This window comes from Peptoniphilus hominis (ex Hitch et al. 2025), from assembly GCF_040096015.1.
Classification (GTDB): domain Bacteria; phylum Bacillota; class Clostridia; order Tissierellales; family Peptoniphilaceae; genus Peptoniphilus_A; species Peptoniphilus_A hominis.
In genome coordinates this window covers 33,027-54,970 of record NZ_JBBMFO010000006.1, presented here as the reverse complement: position 1 = coordinate 54,970, position 21,944 = coordinate 33,027, and the positions used below count along the sequence as shown (strand labels likewise).

At 28.0% G+C, this 21,944-nt stretch carries 18 protein-coding genes; 2 read left to right on the top strand and 16 right to left on the bottom strand.

Translation table 11 applies throughout. The features are described 5' to 3' along the window. Positions 1-447: 447 nt before the first annotated feature. The 8 genes from WMO19_RS03480 to WMO19_RS03445 form a co-directional block, all read right to left on the bottom strand. Positions 448-1,791: an MATE family efflux transporter gene (locus tag WMO19_RS03480; RefSeq protein WP_349170207.1), complete on the bottom strand. Its 1,344-nt coding sequence runs from the start codon at positions 1,789-1,791 to the stop codon at positions 448-450. A gap of 31 nt (positions 1,792-1,822) precedes the next feature. After that, positions 1,823-3,568 carry an ABC transporter ATP-binding protein gene (locus WMO19_RS03475; RefSeq protein ID WP_349170206.1) on the bottom strand — a complete coding sequence of 582 codons (1,746 nt, stop codon included), beginning with the start codon at positions 3,566-3,568 and terminating at the stop codon, positions 1,823-1,825. Continuing rightward, the gene (locus WMO19_RS03470) at positions 3,561-5,351 is read right to left on the bottom strand and encodes an ABC transporter ATP-binding protein (protein WP_349170205.1); all 1,791 of its coding nucleotides are present in this window, start codon (positions 5,349-5,351) and stop codon (positions 3,561-3,563) included. Before WMO19_RS03470 ends, WMO19_RS03475 begins: the two co-directional genes overlap by 8 nt. Further along, entirely contained in the window at positions 5,341-6,807 is a 1,467-nt protein-coding gene (locus WMO19_RS03465) for an ABC transporter ATP-binding protein (RefSeq protein ID WP_349170204.1), read from the bottom strand. The genes WMO19_RS03470 and WMO19_RS03465 overlap by 11 nt, the downstream gene beginning before the upstream one ends. Next, a complete protein-coding gene (locus WMO19_RS03460; protein WP_435891045.1) occupies positions 6,792-7,553 on the bottom strand; it encodes an energy-coupling factor transporter transmembrane component T family protein in 762 nt (253 codons plus the stop codon). The genes WMO19_RS03465 and WMO19_RS03460 overlap by 16 nt, the downstream gene beginning before the upstream one ends. Then, complete coding sequence (locus WMO19_RS03455; protein ID WP_349170203.1) at positions 7,495-8,091, bottom strand: MptD family putative ECF transporter S component; 597 nt, start codon at positions 8,089-8,091, stop codon at positions 7,495-7,497. The genes WMO19_RS03460 and WMO19_RS03455 overlap by 59 nt, the downstream gene beginning before the upstream one ends. A gap of 141 nt (positions 8,092-8,232) precedes the next feature. After that, the gene (locus tag WMO19_RS03450) at positions 8,233-8,871 is read right to left on the bottom strand and encodes a TetR family transcriptional regulator (protein ID WP_174124519.1); all 639 of its coding nucleotides are present in this window, start codon (positions 8,869-8,871) and stop codon (positions 8,233-8,235) included. A gap of 107 nt (positions 8,872-8,978) precedes the next feature. Next, positions 8,979-9,227 (bottom strand): hypothetical protein, encoded by a 249-nt coding sequence (locus WMO19_RS03445; RefSeq protein ID WP_349170202.1) that lies wholly within the window; start codon positions 9,225-9,227, stop codon positions 8,979-8,981. Positions 9,228-9,719: 492 nt separating this feature from the next. On the opposite strand from WMO19_RS03445, the gene WMO19_RS03440 reads away from it, so the two are divergent. Both WMO19_RS03440 and WMO19_RS03435 read left to right on the top strand, forming a co-directional pair. After that, the gene (locus tag WMO19_RS03440; RefSeq protein ID WP_033647464.1) at positions 9,720-10,088 is read left to right on the top strand and encodes a plasmid mobilization protein; all 369 of its coding nucleotides are present in this window, start codon (positions 9,720-9,722) and stop codon (positions 10,086-10,088) included. Next, a complete protein-coding gene (locus WMO19_RS03435; protein WP_035111980.1) occupies positions 10,088-11,455 on the top strand; it encodes a relaxase/mobilization nuclease domain-containing protein in 1,368 nt (455 codons plus the stop codon). The genes WMO19_RS03440 and WMO19_RS03435 overlap by 1 nt, the downstream gene beginning before the upstream one ends. A 762-nt stretch (positions 11,456-12,217) precedes the next feature. Here WMO19_RS03435 and WMO19_RS03430 read toward each other — a convergent pair. The 8 genes from WMO19_RS03430 to WMO19_RS03395 all read right to left on the bottom strand — a co-directional run bounded on the left by WMO19_RS03430 (position 12,218) and on the right by WMO19_RS03395 (position 21,913). Next, entirely contained in the window at positions 12,218-12,832 is a 615-nt protein-coding gene (locus tag WMO19_RS03430; protein ID WP_033647560.1) for a response regulator transcription factor, read from the bottom strand. Next, entirely contained in the window at positions 12,810-14,348 is a 1,539-nt protein-coding gene (locus WMO19_RS03425) for a histidine kinase (protein ID WP_048949706.1), read from the bottom strand. The genes WMO19_RS03430 and WMO19_RS03425 overlap by 23 nt, the downstream gene beginning before the upstream one ends. 30 nt (positions 14,349-14,378) lie before the next feature. Beyond that, positions 14,379-15,113 carry an ABC transporter permease gene (locus WMO19_RS03420; protein ID WP_033647424.1) on the bottom strand — a complete coding sequence of 245 codons (735 nt, stop codon included), beginning with the start codon at positions 15,111-15,113 and terminating at the stop codon, positions 14,379-14,381. Beyond that, complete coding sequence (locus WMO19_RS03415; RefSeq protein WP_033647426.1) at positions 15,097-16,014, bottom strand: ABC transporter ATP-binding protein; 918 nt, start codon at positions 16,012-16,014, stop codon at positions 15,097-15,099. Before WMO19_RS03415 ends, WMO19_RS03420 begins: the two co-directional genes overlap by 17 nt. A gap of 6 nt (positions 16,015-16,020) precedes the next feature. Further along, positions 16,021-17,565, bottom strand: coding sequence for a spermidine synthase (locus WMO19_RS03410; protein ID WP_035111984.1), 1,545 nt, complete (start codon positions 17,563-17,565; stop codon positions 16,021-16,023). A gap of 20 nt (positions 17,566-17,585) precedes the next feature. Further along, positions 17,586-18,746: a site-2 protease family protein gene (locus tag WMO19_RS03405; RefSeq protein WP_035111985.1), complete on the bottom strand. Its 1,161-nt coding sequence runs from the start codon at positions 18,744-18,746 to the stop codon at positions 17,586-17,588. A 2-nt stretch (positions 18,747-18,748) separates the two neighbouring features. Further along, positions 18,749-20,119: a radical SAM/SPASM domain-containing protein gene (locus tag WMO19_RS03400; RefSeq protein ID WP_035111986.1), complete on the bottom strand. Its 1,371-nt coding sequence runs from the start codon at positions 20,117-20,119 to the stop codon at positions 18,749-18,751. Between the two features lie 651 nt (positions 20,120-20,770). Next, positions 20,771-21,913 carry a single-stranded DNA-binding protein gene (locus WMO19_RS03395; protein WP_048949707.1) on the bottom strand — a complete coding sequence of 381 codons (1,143 nt, stop codon included), beginning with the start codon at positions 21,911-21,913 and terminating at the stop codon, positions 20,771-20,773. Between the last annotated feature and the right edge of the window lie 31 nt (positions 21,914-21,944).

Sequence of the window (21,944 nt, the reverse complement as noted above, 5' to 3'; positions counted from 1 at the left end):
AATTTATAAATCTGAGTTTTATTTGTTCTTCCAAATTCTTAAATTTTTTATCATCCTTAGATTCAACTAAAAAATAGCATATATAGATCTGAATTCTTCACAACTGAATATTTTATCTATTAATATTTCTATAATATTTGTATTAATAATACTGTCTACATCCTTTAATACAAATTCTATGAATTTCACAAAATTAAATTTTTCAGAAATTAAATCATATAAAATATCCTCTTTTCTTTTATAATAACTATATAATCATCCTGTACTTATTCCCGCTTATATATCATTGTTGACTTATTAAACCTTTTGGAAATAAATACTTTTTTCCCAGTTTTTTTGTATTTGTAATTTTTTTGATTGACGGATAATCTTTATCTTTTTGAATTTTCATTCACAATGAAAATCTTTCCTTTCAAAGTCTAAATATATTATTTTTTAAAATGTTATTTAGTTACCTTTTACCATTTTTGAAAGAGCTTTTCCTTGCATTATTAATCCAACTATAATCATCAATAAATCAACTGCCGGCTCTGCCCACCAAACTGCACTACTACCGAAAATTTTAGGAAGTATTAACATAGCTGGAACAAATAAAATAAGTTGTCTTAGCATTACAATCTTTCCTGCCTTTTTGCCATCACCAATAGCTTGGAAAAATGTTATGGTCATAACCATTACTCCGTATAAAATAAATACTGAGTAAAATAATCTAAGATTATTCAATCCTTGTGATATTATTTCTTCACTTACATTAAATCCTGATAGAATTTCTCTTGTAAATATTTGTACAGGTATCCAAAATATTGCAGCAAGAACTAGTCCGCCTATTGAAAATACTTTCATAGTTTCTCTTACCCTATCAAATTTTTTAGCACCAAAATTTGTTCCAACGACCGGTTGAAGTCCTTGGCTCATTCCCCAAAGTGGAATGAATGAAAAGGCATAAATTCTTAGAGTTGCTGCCATTAATATGCCGTTTGTCTCTCCTCCGTATAAAAAGGCTTGTTTATATAAAAGTGTCTGTTGAATCATAAAGAAAACTTGCATAATCATTGCAGAAACTCCTACACCAAACATTTCTTTATAAACTTCTTTATACTTTCTAATTTTTCCTATTTTTACATTTTCACTTTTATTTTTAAAGTAATATAAAGTTACAATAGCTTGAATAATTTGAGCAACTATGGTTGCAATGGCAGCCCCTTCTATGGCATATTCTCCCATAGCTTTCATAAGTATTGGATCAAGAATAATATTTATAAAGGCTCCCATTGCCATAATTCCCATGGCTCTTTTCATAAGACCTTCGCCACGCATAACCATATTAGCTGATTGTGTGAAGTTTACAAAAATAGAGCCTAAAAATATTACCCTTAAGTACCTAACTCCAAGTTCTTTAATCTCTCCACTTGCACCTACTAAGTCTAGAAAATGTGGAGCTAAAATTATTCCTCCAACTGTAATTATTACGGAAAATAAAATTACAAAATAAATCAAATTTCCCATAATCTTATCTACGGTTTCTCTATCACCTTTTCCAAGAGATCTAGATAAAATTGATGCACTTCCCACTCCAAGTAAAGTTGATGTACCACTGTTAAAAAATGTAAGTGGAAGTGCAACTCCACAAGCGGTCATTGCACTTTGTCCTATAATATTTCCTGCAAAAATTCCATCCATTAATGGATATAATCCTATAACTATCATTCCGATTACGGCCGGAATGGATAGTTGAAACATTAAAGATAATGGACTTTTTGTAAGAAGTTGTTCTTTCATATCCTGTTTCACGTACTTACCTCCATTTATAATAAATATTTTCTCACAGTATTTTTACGCCATTATTTTTATTTTGCAGCTCTACCATATTTTTATAAATCCCATTTAAAGAAATTAGTTCATTATGGGTTCCTTGTTCTACAATATTGCCTTCCTTGATTACAATAATATTATCGGCATCTCTAATAGTATTTAATCTATGAGCGATAACTAATAATGTTTTATTCTTTACCAATTCACTGATTGCTTCCTGTATATAGCTTTCATTATCCACATCAACACTTGCTGTTGCTTCGTCAAGAATTACAATAGGAGCATTTTTTAATATACAGCGAGCAATAGAAATTCTTTGTTTTTCACCACCAGATAGAGTTGCACCTCCCTCTCCGATCATTGTGTCAAATCCATCAGGAAGTTCCATAATAAAATCATAACATCTTGCTTTTTTGGCTGCTTCTATAACTTCTTCCTTAGTTGCATTTTCTTTTCCCATAGCAATATTATTAAAAATTGTATCTTGGAATAAATAAACTCTCTGAAAAACCATACTGATTTCTGACATCAATTCAGACAGTGAAACATCCTTTATATTCACTCCTCTAATCAAAATTTCTCCAGAGTCTACATCCCAGAATCTTGCCAAAAGATTAGCCACTGTGGATTTTCCTCCACCAGACTGTCCAACTAAAGCCGTCATTGTATTCTTATTCATTTTGAAACTCATATCATGCAAGACCTCTTTTTCACCATAAGAAAATTTAACATGATTAAAACAAATTTCAGGTTCTGAGGACTCAGATTTTGGTATATGTTTTTTCCCTACATCTTGTAATTCAGTTTCATTTAACACTTCTTCGATGCGATCCAAAGCAGCGTTCATTACAGTAAGCCTTGTAGCTTCACCATAAAGTGTTTTTAAAGGGCTAAATAAGTCAAACACAAACAAAATAAGCCCCAACATATATGGAAGTCCCAAAGTTCCTTTATTATTAAGATATAAAGCCACTGCTAAAATAAATGTGATACCAATTCCATAAATAATATTTAAACCGGTTGTCCATGGTGTTATTTTATTTTCAAATTTTATTGATGTGTTCTTTGATGATATAAAATTATCTGTAAGAGATTTAGAATTTTCACCTAAAAGGTTATAACTTTTAATAACACTGATCCCCTCAGCAAATGACAAAACTGCATCAGTGAGTTTTTCACTTTGTTCTTGTCTAATAACCGATTCAGATAAAGACATTTTGTTCATGCTATTTGCAAGCAATGTTGCAACCAGTGTCACACACAGCGCAATCAGTCCAATTCTGTAATCTAAAACAAACATGAATACTGTTAGTACAAGTGTTGATAATACATAGCTCATCATATTGGCAATCGTACTCATGGAAACTTCTTCAATAAAAGCCATGTCCGAACTTAAAACAGAATTTATTTTTCCTAAATTACCTGCTGTAAAATATCCCATTGGAAGCTTTCTAAGATGATTACCAAGCTGCATTCTTTTATCAGCAAAAATCATAAAGCCGGCTGCACTTTGTAATTTATCACTTAAGAAGTGAACCACAGCTTGTAATAAAACCACTAAAACAAGTCCTACTCCTACATATAGAAAAGTTTTGGGAGTATTCGTTTTTTCATAAAATCCAATCAAAACGGTAAATGCAATAAATATAGGCATTTTACTTAATATAGATTCAACAAAGGCAAATATAAATGCGGACTTTATTCTGTTTTTGTATTTACCTGATAGATTTAAAATTCTTGAAATTAGTCTAAACATTCATTTCACCTTTCTTTCTACTGATTTTCCAATCTTTACTAAATAGTGTCGCATCCCATAATTTACGATATTCTACCGAAGATTCTAATAAATCTTTATGCTTTCCATTCGCAACTAAACGACCATGATCCATAACCAATATCTGATCTGCATCTACAATAGACGGCAACTTATGTGCAATAACAATTAAGGTTTTCCCTTTTACAAGTTCACGAATAGCCGCTTCCATTTTTTCTTCATTTTCCGGATCTGCGTAAGCTGTTGCCTCATCAAGCACAACAATCGGAGCATTCTTTAATATAGCTCTTGCTAATGATATTCTTTGCCTTTCTCCACCTGAAAGCATCTTTCCTGCTTCTCCAGCTAAAGAATAAATACCATTCGGAAGTCTATTTAAGAACTCCATGCACTGGGCTTTTTTAGCTGCTTCTATTACCTCATCATCACTGGCATCTAAATTACCAATGCGAATATTTTCTAAAAGAGAGGTATTAAACAGATATTGGTCTTGTGCTACATAAGAAATTTGTTTGTTGAGTGATTCCAATCTTATGTCCTGTATGTCTTGTCCACCAATACTTATGCTTCCATCTAAAACATCATAATAATGAATTAAAAGTTTAGCCAAAGTACTTTTTCCTGAACCGGATTCGCCAACAATCGCTGTCTTTTCGCCGGCTCTTGCCGTAAAACTAACATTATGAATAACATTCTTAATATAGGTTTCAGGCTGTCCATTTTCTCCCATCCTGCTTAACTGATAGCCAAAGGTAACATTGTCAAATAAAATAGTCTGTCCTGTTCCCTTAAAATCATTTTCTCCCTGTTTTAAAGGAGCCATATTTAAGGCTTGTTCTAAAGCAGAAATTTTATAATTTAACTGCGGCATAGTTGGTAAAAATCCGAGAGCTTTCAGTAGTGGTAAGCCTATACTTAAAGAAAGGCATAATATTAATATTAAGTTAGAAAGGCTTGCATAGCCCATATATACAAAGTAGCCACCAAGCGGCAATGTTAAAATAATTGTGCATGGAAGTAAGGCACTGTATAACGCCATCCATGGCCATGCCGTCTTATACCAAGCAAGTGCATAATCTCTGTAATTACTGATATCTTTAGAAAGGCGTTCATAAGACTCTGTTTGCTTATTAAATACTTTTACAACTTCCATACCGTTTACATACTCAATAATGGTATTATTCATTTTTCCACTTGCCATATAATATGGACCCATTTGTTTCATACCTACAGAGTACATAATCATCATTGCGAGAACGCTAATCGGAATAGAAGCTAATGACATTAAAGCTAATCTCCAGTCAATAAAAAACATTGAAACATAAACCATAATAGGTACAACTAAATTAGCTATTCCTTCAGGAAGCGAATGAGCTAAAAGCACTTCTAAACTACCAATATCATCCACGAACATTTTTTTGATTGTACCCGTCCCTTTTTCTTCAACAACACCCAATGGAAGAGCTTCCATTTTTTTCTGTAAAGATGTTCGAAGTCCAAGTAACGTGTTGTATGCTGCTTTATGTGAGACATTAAGACCTACTCCACCTAAGACAGCTTGTAATACTAAACAAACTAAAATGCTTATCAATAAAAAAACAATTCTTTCAAATTCCAATTGTTTACCTAAAACAAGTGGATTGATGATTTTATATACAAATAGAAAGGGTAACACACCCATAATTACACTAATAAGCATAATAAAACTTGCTAAGTGAATTGATTTTTTATGCGTACCAGCATATTCGAAAACCTTATTTAACATAGTTTATCTCCTTCCATAAAATTTTTTTATCCATAAAATCCATGATCAACTCTTCATTTCCTTTTACAGATATTTTTTTATAATCCTTATCACCGAGCATTAAGACGGAATGACAGGTTTTAAATAACAGCTCTAAGTCATGAGTAATTATTATAATTGGAATCTCCTTTGCTTTTTCTTTCATTAATTCGGACATGATTTTCATACTTTTATAATCAAGCCCTGATGTTGGTTCATCCAAAATTATTAGCTTACGACCTGATAAAAATGAAGTGATAATTGCCAATCGTTGTTTTTGTCCCCCTGATAATTTCTGTGGGTGATTGGTTTTCTTATTCCACAAATCTGTATCTTTTAAGTAGTTACGGATTTCTTCTAAATCACTTTCTGAATTTTTATCTTTGCAAAATATCAGTTCATTTTCTACTGTGTCTAAAAAAATCTGAGCATCTACATCCTGTAATACACAGTATGAGTTTCTGAGCCTTTCCTTTTGTTTATGCCCATAGTTTACATCTAAATATTTTTCAGATAATCCGCATAATGCTTTTGCTAAAGTACTTTTCCCAATACCATTAGGACCAATAACTCCCATTATTTCGCTTTTCCCAAGCTCAAAAGTTAAATTTTTTATCAAGGTTCTTTTCCCTTGATGGATACAAGCGTTATTTAGTTTTATGTAGCTTTCAGCTACAATCGGTTCTATTTCTGATACCAATTCTCTTTCATTAAGTGTTCTTAACTCAAGTTCCTTACATTTATCATTACTAAGACTCCCATTCGGAAAAATACCACATATTGTACCATCTTTTATATAAATCAACCTGTTAAAAATCTCTTTTAAATAATAGAGTCTATGTTCCGCTATAATTATTGTCTTCCCCATCGCTTTCAATCTGAGAAGTATTTCTCTGAAGTGTTTTATACTATCGTAATCGAGGCTACTTGATGGCTCATCAAAAAAAATAATATCTGTATCATAGATAAGAGTTCCAGCTATAGCTACTTTTTGCTTTTCTCCTCCTGATAATTCAAAAATGGATTTTTTGCTGATATGGCTTATTCCTAATAAGTCCATTGCTTCTTCAACCTTTTCTTTTAATGTATCCCTGTCTAAGCCCAAATTTTCACCCACTAAAGCTATTTCATCTTCAACAACATCACAAAAAAATTGATCTTTAGGATTTTGAAATACATTGCCAATATATTTAGCTAACTCTCCTTTTTTATATGCCGTTATATCTTTCCCTAAAATCTTGATTTCTCCGTCCAAATCACCATCATAAAAGGATGGAATAAGCCCGTTTAGTAATCTTAAAAGTGTCGTTTTTCCGCATCCGGAAAGACCCGTTAAGACTACAATTTCGCTTTTGTTTACGGACATTTTTAAATTTTTTAATATCAAATCTTCTCCATAATGAAAAGATTTGATTTCTGCCTCTAAAATTTTTTCCATAAACTCGCCCCCAACAAAATCATCCCTCCGACTATCATTGCGATATCAATAAAAGTAATTTTCACCTCATGAAAACTTGTTTTTTTCCCATCGTATTCAATTCCTTTTGATATAATTGAACAAGTTAAGGTGTCGCTTATGTCTATGCACTTATACATAAGAGGAACAAAATATAACTCAAATGTTCTAATTGGTTTGAAAATACTTGCTTTAAATCCTCTAATTTTCATGCCGTTGTTTATTTCCTTCATCCTAATAGAGATTTCTGGAATAAAACGAAAAAATACTGTGATTCCTATACCTATTCCACCATCAACTCCAATCTTTCTAAATGCAGCAATTAGATGCGAGGAGCTATATGATGACAGAACTCTTCCTAATATGAAAAGTGGAGCAAACTTCAACACTATAAGTAGCATTGTATATATAGAGCCAATCAAAACATTTCCTAAATGAGGTTTTAGTAAATAAATAAGTCCCCATACTATAAGCAATGAACATATCGTTCTAAATGCTTTTTTGATAGAAAATAAAAATAATAACCCTAAAACAAAAATAAGGGAAAATAAGTATTGGGATTGTTCTCCTACCGTTAAAATAACTGAAAACAATAAAATCAACCCAACTATAGTAAGTGGGTTGATTTTATCTGATAGTTGGTGTTTGTTTTTATTATTTCTTTCATCTCTACAAAACACTTTTTTTCTTCCTATTGCTAAAAAATTTATTATAAGTGTATGTCCCAAAATAAGCACCTATGACTGAAGCTACAACTGAAATCAACAGACAAATCAATATGTTTTTAGGAGTGTAAAAATTATAAAGGAATGTTGCATAATCTTTTGTAAACATTTTTGGAAATTGCTTTGCAAGTCCTTCTACACCAAATACAAACATAAAATACATAGCATGTAAGGAATATATGAACATACCTGCTCCAAACGCAGTTCCAATCCTCATATTTTTATTCACATAATTTTCCTTCTTACCAATTACAAGTTCTGCTAAAATTCCTGCAATAGCGCAAACAACAATTACTGGCCACATTCCCATGAGAACATAGAAAACACCCATCAATAGAAAATATAAAAATGCTGTACCTCTTTGCTGAACCTGTTTACACATAATAACAAAAACCGGTGCTACAATAATTGTTGGCAGGGCTGACGATAAATATAAACTTGGGAGCATTCCAAAGGATCCCGTCAACAATCCTAATCCCATTGTCAATACAAATCCAATAACAGAGAATACTGCTATTTTTACAATACCTTTTAAATTCATAAGTTAATCCTCCTTAAAATTTTATTTATGTCTAATACATAGATATTAATTTTTAACTCCATAATCTCCACGACCAATATAACTAAGTTATATTTAAGTTAAAAATCAATTATAACTAAGTTATATTTAGCTAAAATTTATTTATAATCCTCGAATTTTTCTCCATCCTTCATTAAAGAACTGTGAAATCAAACTTGCATTTAATTTTACTTCTTCTTTATTTTGCGAATGAACTGCTACTTCTGACAAAGCATAAAAATATGCATGATTCAGCAAGTGTATTCCTCTATTAGTTATTACATCATTGACATTATTTTCACCATAAATCATACTTAGAATTTTAAAATGATTTTTGTCTTCTCTCTCAATGATACTATCTAAAAAGTTATTATGTTTTGTTCCATAAGAACCGAATATTAAAAGTTCAAACACATCTTTATGTTCAAAGAAATACAGTACCATTTCAATAGCACCTTGTGCTTTTGATTCCAAAACATTCTGAATAGCTTCTCTACTTATTGGACTTTCTTTCTTATAAACATCAAAACTCTTGTCTTCATACATTGTATAATATATGTTTATTTGGTCTATTAGAGGTTCAACCAATTTACAGAAAAGATCTTCTTTATCTTCAAAATGTCCATAAAAAGCACCTGTTGTCACGCCCGCAGCTTTACATATTGCTCTTAGATTAGCTTTTTCAAATCCTTTTTCTTTGAAAATTTTTTTACCACAATCTAATATCTTTGAGTGAGTTACCTCATAATCTCCATTAGCCACTATTCACTACATTCTCCTTTCAAATATAACTTAGTTATATTATAACACGCCTTGCTTTTAATTTCAATGCTAATACATGTAAGTACTATACTTTTAATATAAATAATTTAATTCCTATATGCTATAATGTAATTATTTGATATCTGAACCCCTTTAATTCCAAATTTATGTAATTCATTAATAATACATTCATTATCTATATTTTCCCATTCCAATGTATATAAAATCTGTCTTTGTAAAATTTTATCTCTATTAAGATTAATCAGAAACTTCCATTGAAACTTGTTTTTTTTAATGTGTTTTTTTTCTTTCATTATCAATTCATATTCATAATCTCCTACTCTCACATTTTCCAATACAGTTCCGTTCTTTATATAAAAATAGCAAAAATAGCAAAAATAGCAAGCACAGTAAGTGCATATGCACTTACTAAAAATGAAATAAGAATACTACGATTATATCGCTTATTTTTTTCCATTTTACTTGTTGGGGAATATCCCCAAACCCCTAAATTTATAATGATTAAATTCAGCAACAAACGCTTATAATAGCTTCAACGTAAACTTGAATATTATCTCAAAAAGTGATAAAATATGAATAATAAAAATTTAAATCAGGAGATTTCCAAACGAAATATATAGAATAAATTAAACCTGTAAGTCAAGTTATCCTACTTGAATTTACAGGTTTTTCTTTTTTATTTCGATTAATAAATTTATTAGGAAGAGGAGCTTCAAGGAAGTTTACTACGAGCTCTATCTATATAATTATTATCACATAATAAAGAGGGATTGAGAACAAAATGTAGTATTTATTATTACAACTACAATATACGAGGAGGTTAAATTATGACAAGTAGATTTAGAAATAACGGAATTTATTTAATGTTATCTGACGAGGAGTTAGAATTGCTAAATGAAAAACATAAAGCATCTAAGTGCAAAACTCTTAGGCAATTTATTATGAAATGTATTTTAGAAAAAGATATTTATGTATTAGATATGGATGTCTTTCGTGAAATGTCAACAAATATAAGTCGTACTTCAAATAATATAAATCAAATTGCTAAAAGGGTAAATACTACATCAATTATATATAAAGATGATGTAGAAGATTTAAAAAGCTTATTAGAAAATCAAGCAAAAGATATTTTCTCTATGCGTAAAAAAATATACTCTCTTACTAATTCTAATAGCATAAATACTGAGAAAGAATAATGGCAATTACTAAAATTCATCCTATAAAATCCACTTTAAAAGTAGCACTTGATTACATTATGAATAGTGATAAAACAGATGAAAAAATTCTAATTTCCTCCCTAAACTGTAACCCTATAACTGCTCATTTAGAATTTGAACAAACAAAAATAGAATGTAATTCTAAAGCAAAAGTTTTAGCAAGACATTTAATTCAAGCTTTTGCACCTGGAGAAACTACACCTGAAGAAGCACACAAAATTGGAATTGAATTATGTGAGAAGGTACTACAAGGAAAATATGAATACGTAATAACAACCCATGTAGATAAGGAGCATATTCATAACCATATTCTATTTAATAATGTTTCTTTTGATACAGGTAAAGCCTATCAAAGCAATAAAAAATCTTACCATCAAATTAGAAATTATAGTGATGACTTGTGTAGAAAATATAAGTTATCTGTTATAGATGAAGACTATATGAAGTTTAAAAATAAATATAAAACTAATGGGAAATCATATAAGGAATATATGGAATTTAAAAAAGGGACATCTTGGAAATATAGACTTCAAATATCTATTGATCATGCTATTCAAAAGTCTAATAGCTATGATAACTTTTTAAAAACTATGGAAGAATATGGATACGAAATCAAATTAGGCAAGTACTTATCTTTTCGTCATAAAGAACAAGGAGAAAAAGGACGATTTATTCGTGCTAAAGAAAATACTCTTGGAAAAGATTATACCAATGAAAAGATAAAGGAAAGAATCGAGAATAATATGAATAAAAAGTCAGTAAAAATTGATTTTGATTCTTCTACGAAAACATATAAAAAAGTCGACAATATAATAGACTTAAAAAATAATAAAAAGATACAATCTTCTGAAGCTTATGAAATATGGGCAAAGAAACACAATATGAATACTATGGCTGATACTTTAAATCAACTCAGAAAGTATGGGCTGACATCTAATATAGATCTAGAAAATAAACTTCAACAAGAAGCCATTAATAGGCAAAAAACTTTAAATGAAATTAAGAATATAGAAAAAGATTTGAACGAAATCTATACTGCAATTGAAGCTTTAAACACTTTACAAATAAATAAATCTATTTATGAAATCTATAAATCAAACTCTAAAGATAAAGAATTTTATACAGAATATAGAACTCAAATTATCACATACGAAAAGTCATTAACTACTTTAGACAAAAACAAGTATAAAAATTTAAGTATAAAAGAATTATCAAATATTTACGATGAATATAAAAGTAAAAAAGATATTCTTATGAAAGACTACTCTAATAAGAACACCTTGATTTACGAGCTTACTCAATTAAGAAAAAATACAGATAAGTATATTAATAATGAGTTAATATAAGTAATATATTTTTAAGATATTTAGAAAATAGGTTACGAAGTACTGTAACCATGACTTTCTCTCAATTGGTTCTGTAAAACCTGCTCTTCCCAATAGACTGTAAGCTGCTATTTTTCTTAATCAAAAAAATGCACTTTTATCACTAAATTCTGTGGTTCAAATATTTGTAACCTAATTTGGCACAATTAACCAATAAGGATAAATTTTAGATTATATCTTCAAAAATAAAATCAATTGTGATAGTATTTGACCCAATCCGCTTATTCTGCTTGTCCATTTACTTGAAGCATCCACCACTTCTAAATACAAACTTTTTTTATAAAACATGGTCATTTAAAAACATCATTTTGTTTTTTGTTACTTCTCTTAATTGTCTATTAAATAATTGTCTATTAAAGTTTTCCATTGCTATTATTTTTAAGTCTTTCATTTTGAAATGTTTAGATCTATGTTTTCACAGGACGATTTTACTATTTCTTGCTTGATCCATTTCTAATACTTAAAGATAATATTTTTCACCATATTCATAGTCTAAGTACTCGTCTAATTCTGCTTTTAACATTTGTTCCACTGTCTCACCTAAAATATCTTCTATTGTTTCTTGTGAGTCTTGCACTTTCTCTGAACGATATTATTCGATTTAACACTTTAGATATTTTATTTAATCTTATTTCTAATCTTTTATATACATAAAATATTACACAGTCACTCCTAAGAGTGCCTTAATATTAGTTCTATTAAATAAAGAACTTTTTAATTCTATTATTTAAAATATACAGGTTTTACATATCCATATTTCATTGCAATATGAACCATCTCTTGATAATTTCTAACACCCAATTTTTCGTATATGCGATTTAACGCTGTCGCTAATGAACTTTTACAAATATTACATTCCTTTGCGACTTCCATTCTTGTAAGCCCTGAACAATACAAATTAATAATTTCAATTTCTCTTTCTGTCAAATCATAATTCAAGTTAGTGTTTGCATTAAATATTAACTCTCCATTTACTACATCATTTAATTTCTTTACTAAAACTTTGATATTCTCATCTTTGCATATGAACCCTTTAGTACCTATTTTCTTCGCTTTCTCTTCAAAGCCTATTAAATCATATCCAGTTAGCATAACGATTTTTTGTTTTGGATATTTTATTAATATCTCATTAGCAACTTCTAATCCATCCTTATTGCCCTTCATTTTACTCAAATTAATATCCATTAAAATAATATCATATTCTTTTTTTTCTAATATTGATCCCAAATTAAAAATATCATCAATCAAATCAACAATATCTATTTCTTCTTCACGCTCTAAACTATATTTTAAACTATTAGAAAACATGGTATGGTCATCTATTAATAATATTTTCACAGATCACTTCCTCCTCTATAGGTATAGTTACATTAATTTTAATGAATGGTTCAACTTTGTCATAAAACTGATCAATTAATATTTTCCCATCTAATTTTTCAATTTCATCTTTTATAATCTCTAATCCTCTTCCATTCCCTATCTTTATATTTTCATAATCAAATACATCTTCATGATTGATTACGCTAATATATAATTCTCTATTATCCGTTTTTATATTAATCTCAGAATAATTTCCTTTTGAATGTTTGTATATATTTATACATAATTCATGCAAAATCTTATAAATAACCATATCGTATGGATAATTTACAAAAAACTCTTTATCACAATTTAAGTCTATTAATATATCATTTTTGTTAAACCTGTTCCTTAAAGATTCTATTAAATTATAGTAATTGTCTGCTAATGGTAAATCATAAATAATTGTAGGATTATATAATTCAATCTCGGACCTTGTAATTCCAATTAATTTATCTATTGTTTTAATTGACTCATCTAAAAATTCTTTTTCTCCTAAAAGAATATTCATTTTTATAGCTATTATATCTTGTAATATATCATCATGTAAAAAGTTTGAAATTCTTTTGTTATAATTCTTTTCTATATTGTATTGCTGTATTTTATTTCTTATCACTCCATTTGGATCTTTCTGTTTTTCAAAATAAAAGCAAAACATTAACATACTCTCTTTGTATATTGTTATTAGACTTATCCCCATATAAATAACTCTCCTTAGACCTTGTCCAAATAAATTTACAAATACTATAAATATACATAAAAACATACAGTCTATAATCATCAAGAGCATTTCATTTTTGTTTATCACTTTAGATGAATTTTGTTTTTTTAGTAGTATGAAATATAATGTAGTCAAATATATTGAATTCAACAAAAAGTATATTTCCAGCTTTTCTAACTTAGCGTTATTTATAAATATTCCGCTAAATATATATATAAATATTGAGGCAATAAATAAAAATGTTACCCCATATATTTTTGCACCAAACTCAAATAATATCTTTCGTTTCTTGTATGCCATAACAAAAGGACCAAATGTTATAATTACATACAAAATATAATTTATTATCTCTGCATACCCTAAATCAAGTGACTCAAACAATATAGCTAAAATTGTAAAAAATATAATAATCTTATTAAGTATTTTTATATCTATTAAATATGCACTAACGACTTTGAGTAAATTTGCTGTAATTACAAACACCGTTATTAGCTTAAATGTTGTGTACATATTACTTTTTAAAAAATCAAAAACGTCAACTACTACAAAAATATTAATACATAAAGTAGCTATTATAAAATTTTTAATCGTCTCCTTAACTCTATCTAATACCAAAATTTTATAGCTTATGTATCCGTATACTGTAAATAAACACAAAGAGAATAGTTGTATATTATTAATGCTATTATTTCCCAAATGACTAAGGACGAAATAACTAATCACACCTTGAACTATTATACATAAAACTAATAATACACTTTTTCTATTTATCATATACAGTACCTTCCATTTATCATGTTATTTTTAATTAATATCTGACTTTCTAAATATTAATATTGTTATTGTAATCATAATAAAAAAGACTATTAGGGATATAGTTGTAGGTCTAAGAGTTCCGTCTATAAAGTTTTTATTTATAATTACATTTTTTATTTGAGATAGCGGAAAAAATGTAATACTTTTTTTTATAAATTCTATAGGTATTATTCCCTGTAACATTGATATTACTACTGGAATTGCTAAAGAGATCCCTATTGTTTCTCCGATACTTTGGGTTGCAAATCCTAATAAAGAATAAATACTCGTTAAAGACATAAAGCATAAATTAGAAATAATTATTATTCTTACAATTTCAAGAATATTATTATAGTCTTTGATTGGTAAAAATCCATACTTTAAGCTTCCCATTATTCCTACTATAATTGGATACAAGTTAACAATTATAAAAGAAGCAATCATCAATACAATCAATTTTGATATTACAATGTCTTTTCGACTAATTCCTGAAGAAATCTGTCTTTGTATAATCTTTGAAGAAAAATCACTACCTATAAAATATCCACAATAAACCGCAATGAAAAATGACATAAATATATCTGAATAAGATTTTATAAAACCTTCATACCCACTGCTTATATTTCCCTGTACGGTATCTTGAAATCCACTTAATATTGATAACAATGTTACACTTAAAATTAGCACATAAAAAAACTTATCTTTCTTCAATCTTTCTGCATTAAATTTAATTAAGTTCTTCATTGTCTCCCTCCACTAATTTTATCATATATGTTTCTAAATTATCTCTTTTTATTTCTGTTTTACAGTTATTTAGTCTTAATTTTTTTATAATTTCTAGCTCTTCATCTTTTGAATATATGCCTCGAACCTCTAAAGTATTATTTTTTAATCTATATTCTCTTTCAGGGCATGCTATTTTCAATATATTATAAACTTCCTCGATATTTTCTCTATATCCTATAACAGATGTGCCTAAATCTTTCGTTAATTCTGTTTTTGAAACCACCTGTATTATTTTCCCCTTATCAATAAATATGAAATCTGTGGCTATCTCATACAATTCTGTTAATATGTGGCTAGATATTAATATTGTCTTATTTTCTTTTTCTATGAAATCTCTAAAAATTCTTCTTAGCTTTGATACGGATATTGGATCGATTCCGTTTGTTGGCTCATCTAAAATCAATAAATCAGGATTTTTCAAAAAAGCTATTCCTAATCCAAGTTTTTGCTTCGTTCCTAGCGATAAATTTTTAGCTTTCTTTTTTAAGCTATCCATTATTTCTAGTTGTTGGAATATTTCCTTTTGCTCCATTCCAAATTCAATCCCAAGTTCAATACAAGCTAATCTTATATTTTCTTCTGCAGTCAATCCGGAGTAAAAACTTGGAGTTTCAATCGTTGCACTGATATGTTCTCTACTCTTTATCAGTTCTTTTGAAAAAGATTTATTAAATAATTTTATAGAACCTTTTGTAGGAAAAATATTTCCAGTAATTATTTTAACTAAAGTAGATTTCCCAGCTCCATTTACTCCTATCAAACCATAAATTCTATTGCTTTCTATTTTTAAATCTATATTCTCTAGAGCGATAGTCTCTTTATACTTTTTAGAAATATTTTCTAATTGAATTACATCCATTTACGCTCAATCCTTTCTAATCTTCATTTGATTTTTCACTATTTTATTAAATTCTTCATCTTGAAGTTTCTCAATATTATTAATATCATCAGATAAAATATTATTTACATCTTCAACTTTTTGAGAATCTTTAAACAACTTTTTAGTCTCATCTTTAAGATGGTTTTTGTTTTGCTCTTTTAACGATAATTCTAAATTCTTTTCTGAACCATATACAATAACATTATTGTCACTTTTGGTTTTATATTTATAAACATTAGGGCAAACACATTTCAAAGTACCACTTAAGGCAAGCACAAGATTAGAATTCAGGCTATTTCCTAAACCTATATTCAATGCAATAATTCCATTTCTATTAAGATGCGCTTTACAATCCTCAAAAAATTCTCTAGTAGTTAGGTTTATTGGCATAGATATATTCTGATAAACATCAAGTATTATTAAATCATACATTTCATCTGTACTATTTAAATAATTCCTTCCGTCAGAAATTATAATTTTATCATCACTTTTATTAAAATAAAGCTCTCTTAAGTTGACAATATTTCTATCTATTTCTATCCCTGTAACTTCAAAATTATCAAAATTTTTATGCAACAAAGTAGACATAGTTCCCGTTCCATAACCAATAATTAAGATTTTATGCTTGACTTTATCATCAAGTAAATTATTAATCTTAACAAATTCGTCATAATAATATCCTGATTTCTTTTTATTCTTATCAACTTTTATTGACTGTGCGCCAAAAAATACATTTGTTTTTAAAGCTAATTTTCCATCATCATTTTGTGATACATTAATATAATTATATTCTGACTCTTCTTCGTGCACAGGCTTATCAAAGGCTAGACTTGTTGTTGATAAATATAACGACATACAAAGCCATAAAACACAAATAATTGAATTTAATAAAAAGTTCTTTTTTATTTTTTTGCTATATAATATCAAAATAATGGCTAGTACCGCTCCAAATAATAGAAAAGATCTTTTTACGCCTATTTTGGGGATTACTAATATAGTTGGTATCATTGTTCCTAACACAGATCCAAATATGTTGAATAAATATAAATTTCCCATTACATTTCCAGTTTCATCTAAAGAAGTTATACTTATTTTTGCTAGCAGTGGAGAGATTGTCCCCATAAAAATTAATGGAACACTAAATAATACTATGCTGCAAATAATAGAAGATATCATAATTATATTCCCTAATTGCACTTCAGAAGCCAATATTATTGACCCCATTATAACTATTTTAGACGTTAGTGGTACCGTACATATGAACAAAAAAGATATTAATAAATTTTTAACAATCCTTTCCTCACAAGTTCTTGTTTTTACTAATTTATCTGCACGTTTACCCCCAAAATAATTCCCAATTCCTATACAAATCATTATTAAGCTAATTTCAATTAACCAAATTAGAGTTGTTGAGCCAAAATAAGGAGATAATATTCTTGTCGCACTTGTTTCAATTCCCATTATACAAAACCCTGATATTAAAGCAGTAAAGTAATATATAATAACTTGCTTATTTTTATTTACATTCATATAGGCCCCCCATGTTCTAACTATTTTTTATATTTTTTTATGATTTTAACAAACAATAAAGATATGTAAACTAAAGATATTATATCTATAATTAAATTTGCTCCAATTTTGATTCTTTGAAATAGAAACAATTCTCCATAAAAAAGTAAACGAATTGATTCTAGTAAATTTCTCTTTCCAAAAACCACTTCTAATACTCTAATAATCCCAAAAATTATTATTATCAAATTCACTAATGCATACATCAAAGAATAAACTTTCACACACTTGCTACTTTCCATTGTATATGCTTTCCTTTTATTATATATTTTTTCATTATAAATATAATTTAATAATTTCATGGATCTACCATGAATATTCGGTTCATCAATAAAATCTGACAAAATCCAATATCCATCTAATCTTAAAAATGGATTCAAATTAAATATTATAAGAATTAAGTTAAATATAATTAGAGCATCCATAGTGTTATTTCGGATCATTACCGCCGAAAAAAAATACATAAATAATCCAACAAGCATTTGTAAATAAATCCCAGCAAAATCTATGATTAACCTTTTTTTATTACTTAATTTCCATGAATCACTTAGGTTAACATACATAACAGGTCTAAACATATATACTCCTATACCAATATTACCAACTTTACAATCAAGTGACTTAGATGAATATATATGTCCTAGTTCATGAACTACGAAGATTAAACCAAATGATATAAAAAATAGAAAATAATTAATACTGTTTATTCCGTTAATAAAATATATCCAATTAAATTCCTTTATATATTTTAGAGATATTACACAATAAATTATACTCAAAATTATTATAAGTGTTGGTTTAAATATAAATCCAGGTAATATCATTTTTAGTTTATCACCATCTATTATTGGTAAATGAAACCAAAATTTATATTGACTACTTTCATTATATTCGCTAAATACCCCAGTCATTATTAATCTATTATTTATTAAATCTTCTAATTCTGATTCTGATATCTCAAATCCTTCATTATTTAATTCATTTTTTACTTTATTTATGCTTTTTGTACCATCAAATTTTTTAATTATTTCTTCTACAATTGGCGTAACTCTTACCCTTTTCCCGTTATCAAAACTAAGTAGTAGTCTTCCATCATCTAGATATTCTTTAACGTAATGATTAGTCTTTAAATTTTCTACCATATTTACATCTCTAAAAATTTATACTTAATCGAATTTATATATTCTCTTAAAACTTCTTTAGCATTATTACAATAAGGGTCATTAATATCACCATTATTTTTTATAGCTGCGTAGGCACACCCACCGCCACAGAACGGAGCAATTTCACAATCCAAACATCTATCAATGTTCAATATACATCTATTACTCCATATTGAATATGCCTCTTTATTAAGACTAACTCTTTCATCGTTATAAAATCCTATAGCATATTGGGGATTTCCTATTGCTTCAGGACACGCATATATGTTACCCTCTGGATCATACACATAATATTGTCCTCTATTAGCTTCACAATACGTGTATTTTGCAAAATCTTTTTTTGCATTCTCAGAAGTTCCTCTCATTATATGAGATATTACTCTAAACATTGATAATCTATTTTCCATATAATTTGGAAACTTTTCATTTAATTTTTTTATAATCTCATCTTCCGATATTGTGTCCACAGCATTATCTGCAGTATGATCTGTCACAGGTGCTAAATCGAATCTAAAATTAGGGCTATCTATCCATTTTTTTGATTTTAAAAAATCTTCAAGCTCTTTTAAGTAGTTAATATTATACTGATTTATATTAACTCTTAAATTTATTTGCCTTATTTTAGTATTTACTAATAAATCCAATCCATTAACTATATCGTCAAATGTTCCTTTACCATTTTTATAAACTCTTCTAGAATCATGAATTAATTTAATTCCGTCAATAGTTATCTGTACGGAATCTATCGTATTTTCAAATCTTTTAAAAATATTTATGTAGTTTTCCACATGACTTCCATTTGTTATTATACTAACTGGAATATTATTTTTTTCAGCAAACGACAAAATTTTAATATTTATATCTTTGGTAATAGGAAGAATAGGTTCTCCCCCGAATAATTGAATTCGATGCTTTATATTTGGTTTATTCTCTTTTACTTTATATATAAAATCACAAATAGACTGACATTGATTATCACTAATAACTTTTTGTTGATTTCTAACCTTAGAAGGTTCAAAACAATATACACAATTCATATTACAAAACATAGTAGGACAAATAACATGAATCACAGATATATCACATAAATATTCATGAATTTTCATTTGTCGTTTCATCTCATTTAACTCATGATTTCTATCTTCAAATATATATCCTCTTTTCTTCAAAGAATCATATATATTTTTTTCTCTAGCATTCAAAGCTTTAATGTTATCTTGTTCACTAAACTTATGAATTATAGATTTCGTTTCCGAATCTATAATATCAATAGCACCAGAAAGTGCATTCACCATCAATTCATTTTCTTCGTTAATATTATAAAACGAAATATATTTTGTTAATATAGCCATGTTTAGTCCTCCTAATGTGTAGTATTATGGCGATGCCATTAATAATAACAACACCGCCATATTTTTTTGCGTTGTTCACTAATTAAGTTTCACAACTTTAAAGCTAAAAACGTTAAATTATACTAAATTCTCCAACAACACAAACAAGAAATATATTCTTCTCTTTCTTCAAGCTCTTCAATTTCAACTTCCGTCCAAAGTTTCACTTCATTAACTGATTTCATAAAAGTTCTCCTTTCTAAATCTTAGTAAACAACGCAAATACAACTTTTGTTGTACTGTCTTTATAATATTATTTAATCTTATTTTTGTCAGCTTACTTTTGTCTTATTTTTCTATATTTACGATATTGAATAATCGATTCTTCTAAAAGTTTATTTCAAGGACAATTTTCTAATTCTGTTAAGTTTACGTAATTTCGCAAAACTTTGAAATTTTATCATATATATTAATATCAATTGCAAAAATAAAATTACATATATGAAAATTAATGATCATTGCTGATTAATTTTAATTATCTACTAATAGTTTTTTGATTTAAACTTGTTGTTATGTTTATACATTATTATATTAAGAATATTAATGTATAACCGATATTGCAAACTTATCAAAAAAATAAAGGCAATCCTAAAACCTGCCCCCTATAATCTTTTACCTTTCTATGCTATTATCCTTTTTCTTCTTTTCATCCACTTTCATATCCCCTTTAGTCTTAAATTCCTTTAATTTTCCTAGTGTTGATGCTTTTGCTTTAGTATGCTCTTTAGCTTTTAATAACTTTGCAGAGTATACTTTTAGATTTGTGTATTCCTTATTATCCTTTCCCATACTTTTCTTTTCTTTGCCAAATAGGTGTACAAAATCTCCTTTTTTCAAATTTTTTACTTGATTGATTTTGTCATTATAGGCGTAGCAGCTGATGAATTTTGCATTTCCTTCCTTGTCATTTTCAGCAATAGAAAAGGAGGCTACTTTAAAGTCCCTCCCATCTTTTGATTTTAAATCTTTAATTTCTATATCAGTTGCTATATTTCCATCTATATTTAATGTATCCTTTTCTTTATTATCAATATCTTTCATCTCTTTATCTCCTTGTTCTTGATTAGCTTCTAAATTTTCTTTTAACTCTTCTTCGTCTATATATTCAATAAACTTTTCATCAATAAGACCCATAACTGAATCGTTCATATAATTATCATAGGCATTATTAAGAACATTATCATTTTCTACTCCTGTTTCAAGAGATATAATACCTTTTACAAATTCTTTATGATTATATTCTGCTAAAAAATCTATTGTATTTTTCATGCTTTCAAAATTTGTATTTTCCATATTTGCTATTGTTTTTATATCACTTGCGTATCTAACAGAATCCCATTCATACTTTCCACTTTCTTTGTTAAACTCTACTCCTGTGGCTAAAATAAATTGCTTTCCGTCAAATAAGGTAGCTTGATTATCTTTCACATCCAATACCATAGTGTCTCCAAATTCAGTTTTAATTACATTTCCCTTTTTTATATTCATTTTTATTCCTCCATTTCTATTTTTATCTTTCTTATCTGTTAAATCTTTTATTTCTTCTTCCTTTCCGTCACTAATAATAAATTGTTTTATTTCTTCAACTGTTGGATCATCAATTGTAGTCTGGATAAATCCAACTAATTTATCTTCTGAATCGGCAAAATTTTTAATTCCATATTCAACTATATTGTTGATTATTCTCTGAGTATTACCATCAAAAGAAAAATTTTCTCGAATAAATTCATTAAATCTATCTCTATCAAATTCCATATTCTTTTTCCTCTAATAATCTCATTAAAAG

Excerpts from the sequence above, each read along its gene's own strand:
- WMO19_RS03475 (WP_349170206.1), bottom strand. The coding sequence starts at position 3,568 with ATGTTTAGACTAATTTCAAGAATTTTAAATCTATCAGGTAAATACAAA.
- WMO19_RS03470 (WP_349170205.1), bottom strand. The coding sequence starts at position 5,351 with ATGTTAAATAAGGTTTTCGAATATGCTGGTACGCATAAAAAATCAATT.
- WMO19_RS03465 (WP_349170204.1), bottom strand. The coding sequence starts at position 6,807 with ATGGAAAAAATTTTAGAGGCAGAAATCAAATCTTTTCATTATGGAGAA.
- WMO19_RS03455 (WP_349170203.1), bottom strand. The coding sequence starts at position 8,091 with ATGAATTTAAAAGGTATTGTAAAAATAGCAGTATTCTCTGTTATTGGA.
- WMO19_RS03440 (WP_033647464.1), top strand. The coding sequence starts at position 9,720 with ATGACAAGTAGATTTAGAAATAACGGAATTTATTTAATGTTATCTGAC.
- WMO19_RS03435 (WP_035111980.1), top strand. The coding sequence starts at position 10,088 with ATGGCAATTACTAAAATTCATCCTATAAAATCCACTTTAAAAGTAGCA.
- WMO19_RS03425 (WP_048949706.1), bottom strand. The coding sequence starts at position 14,348 with ATGATAAATAGAAAAAGTGTATTATTAGTTTTATGTATAATAGTTCAA.
- WMO19_RS03420 (WP_033647424.1), bottom strand. The coding sequence starts at position 15,113 with ATGAAGAACTTAATTAAATTTAATGCAGAAAGATTGAAGAAAGATAAG.
- WMO19_RS03415 (WP_033647426.1), bottom strand. The coding sequence starts at position 16,014 with ATGGATGTAATTCAATTAGAAAATATTTCTAAAAAGTATAAAGAGACT.
- WMO19_RS03410 (WP_035111984.1), bottom strand. The coding sequence starts at position 17,565 with ATGAATGTAAATAAAAATAAGCAAGTTATTATATATTACTTTACTGCT.
- WMO19_RS03405 (WP_035111985.1), bottom strand. The coding sequence starts at position 18,746 with ATGGTAGAAAATTTAAAGACTAATCATTACGTTAAAGAATATCTAGAT.
- WMO19_RS03400 (WP_035111986.1), bottom strand. The coding sequence starts at position 20,119 with ATGGCTATATTAACAAAATATATTTCGTTTTATAATATTAACGAAGAA.
- WMO19_RS03395 (WP_048949707.1), bottom strand. The coding sequence starts at position 21,913 with ATGGAATTTGATAGAGATAGATTTAATGAATTTATTCGAGAAAATTTT.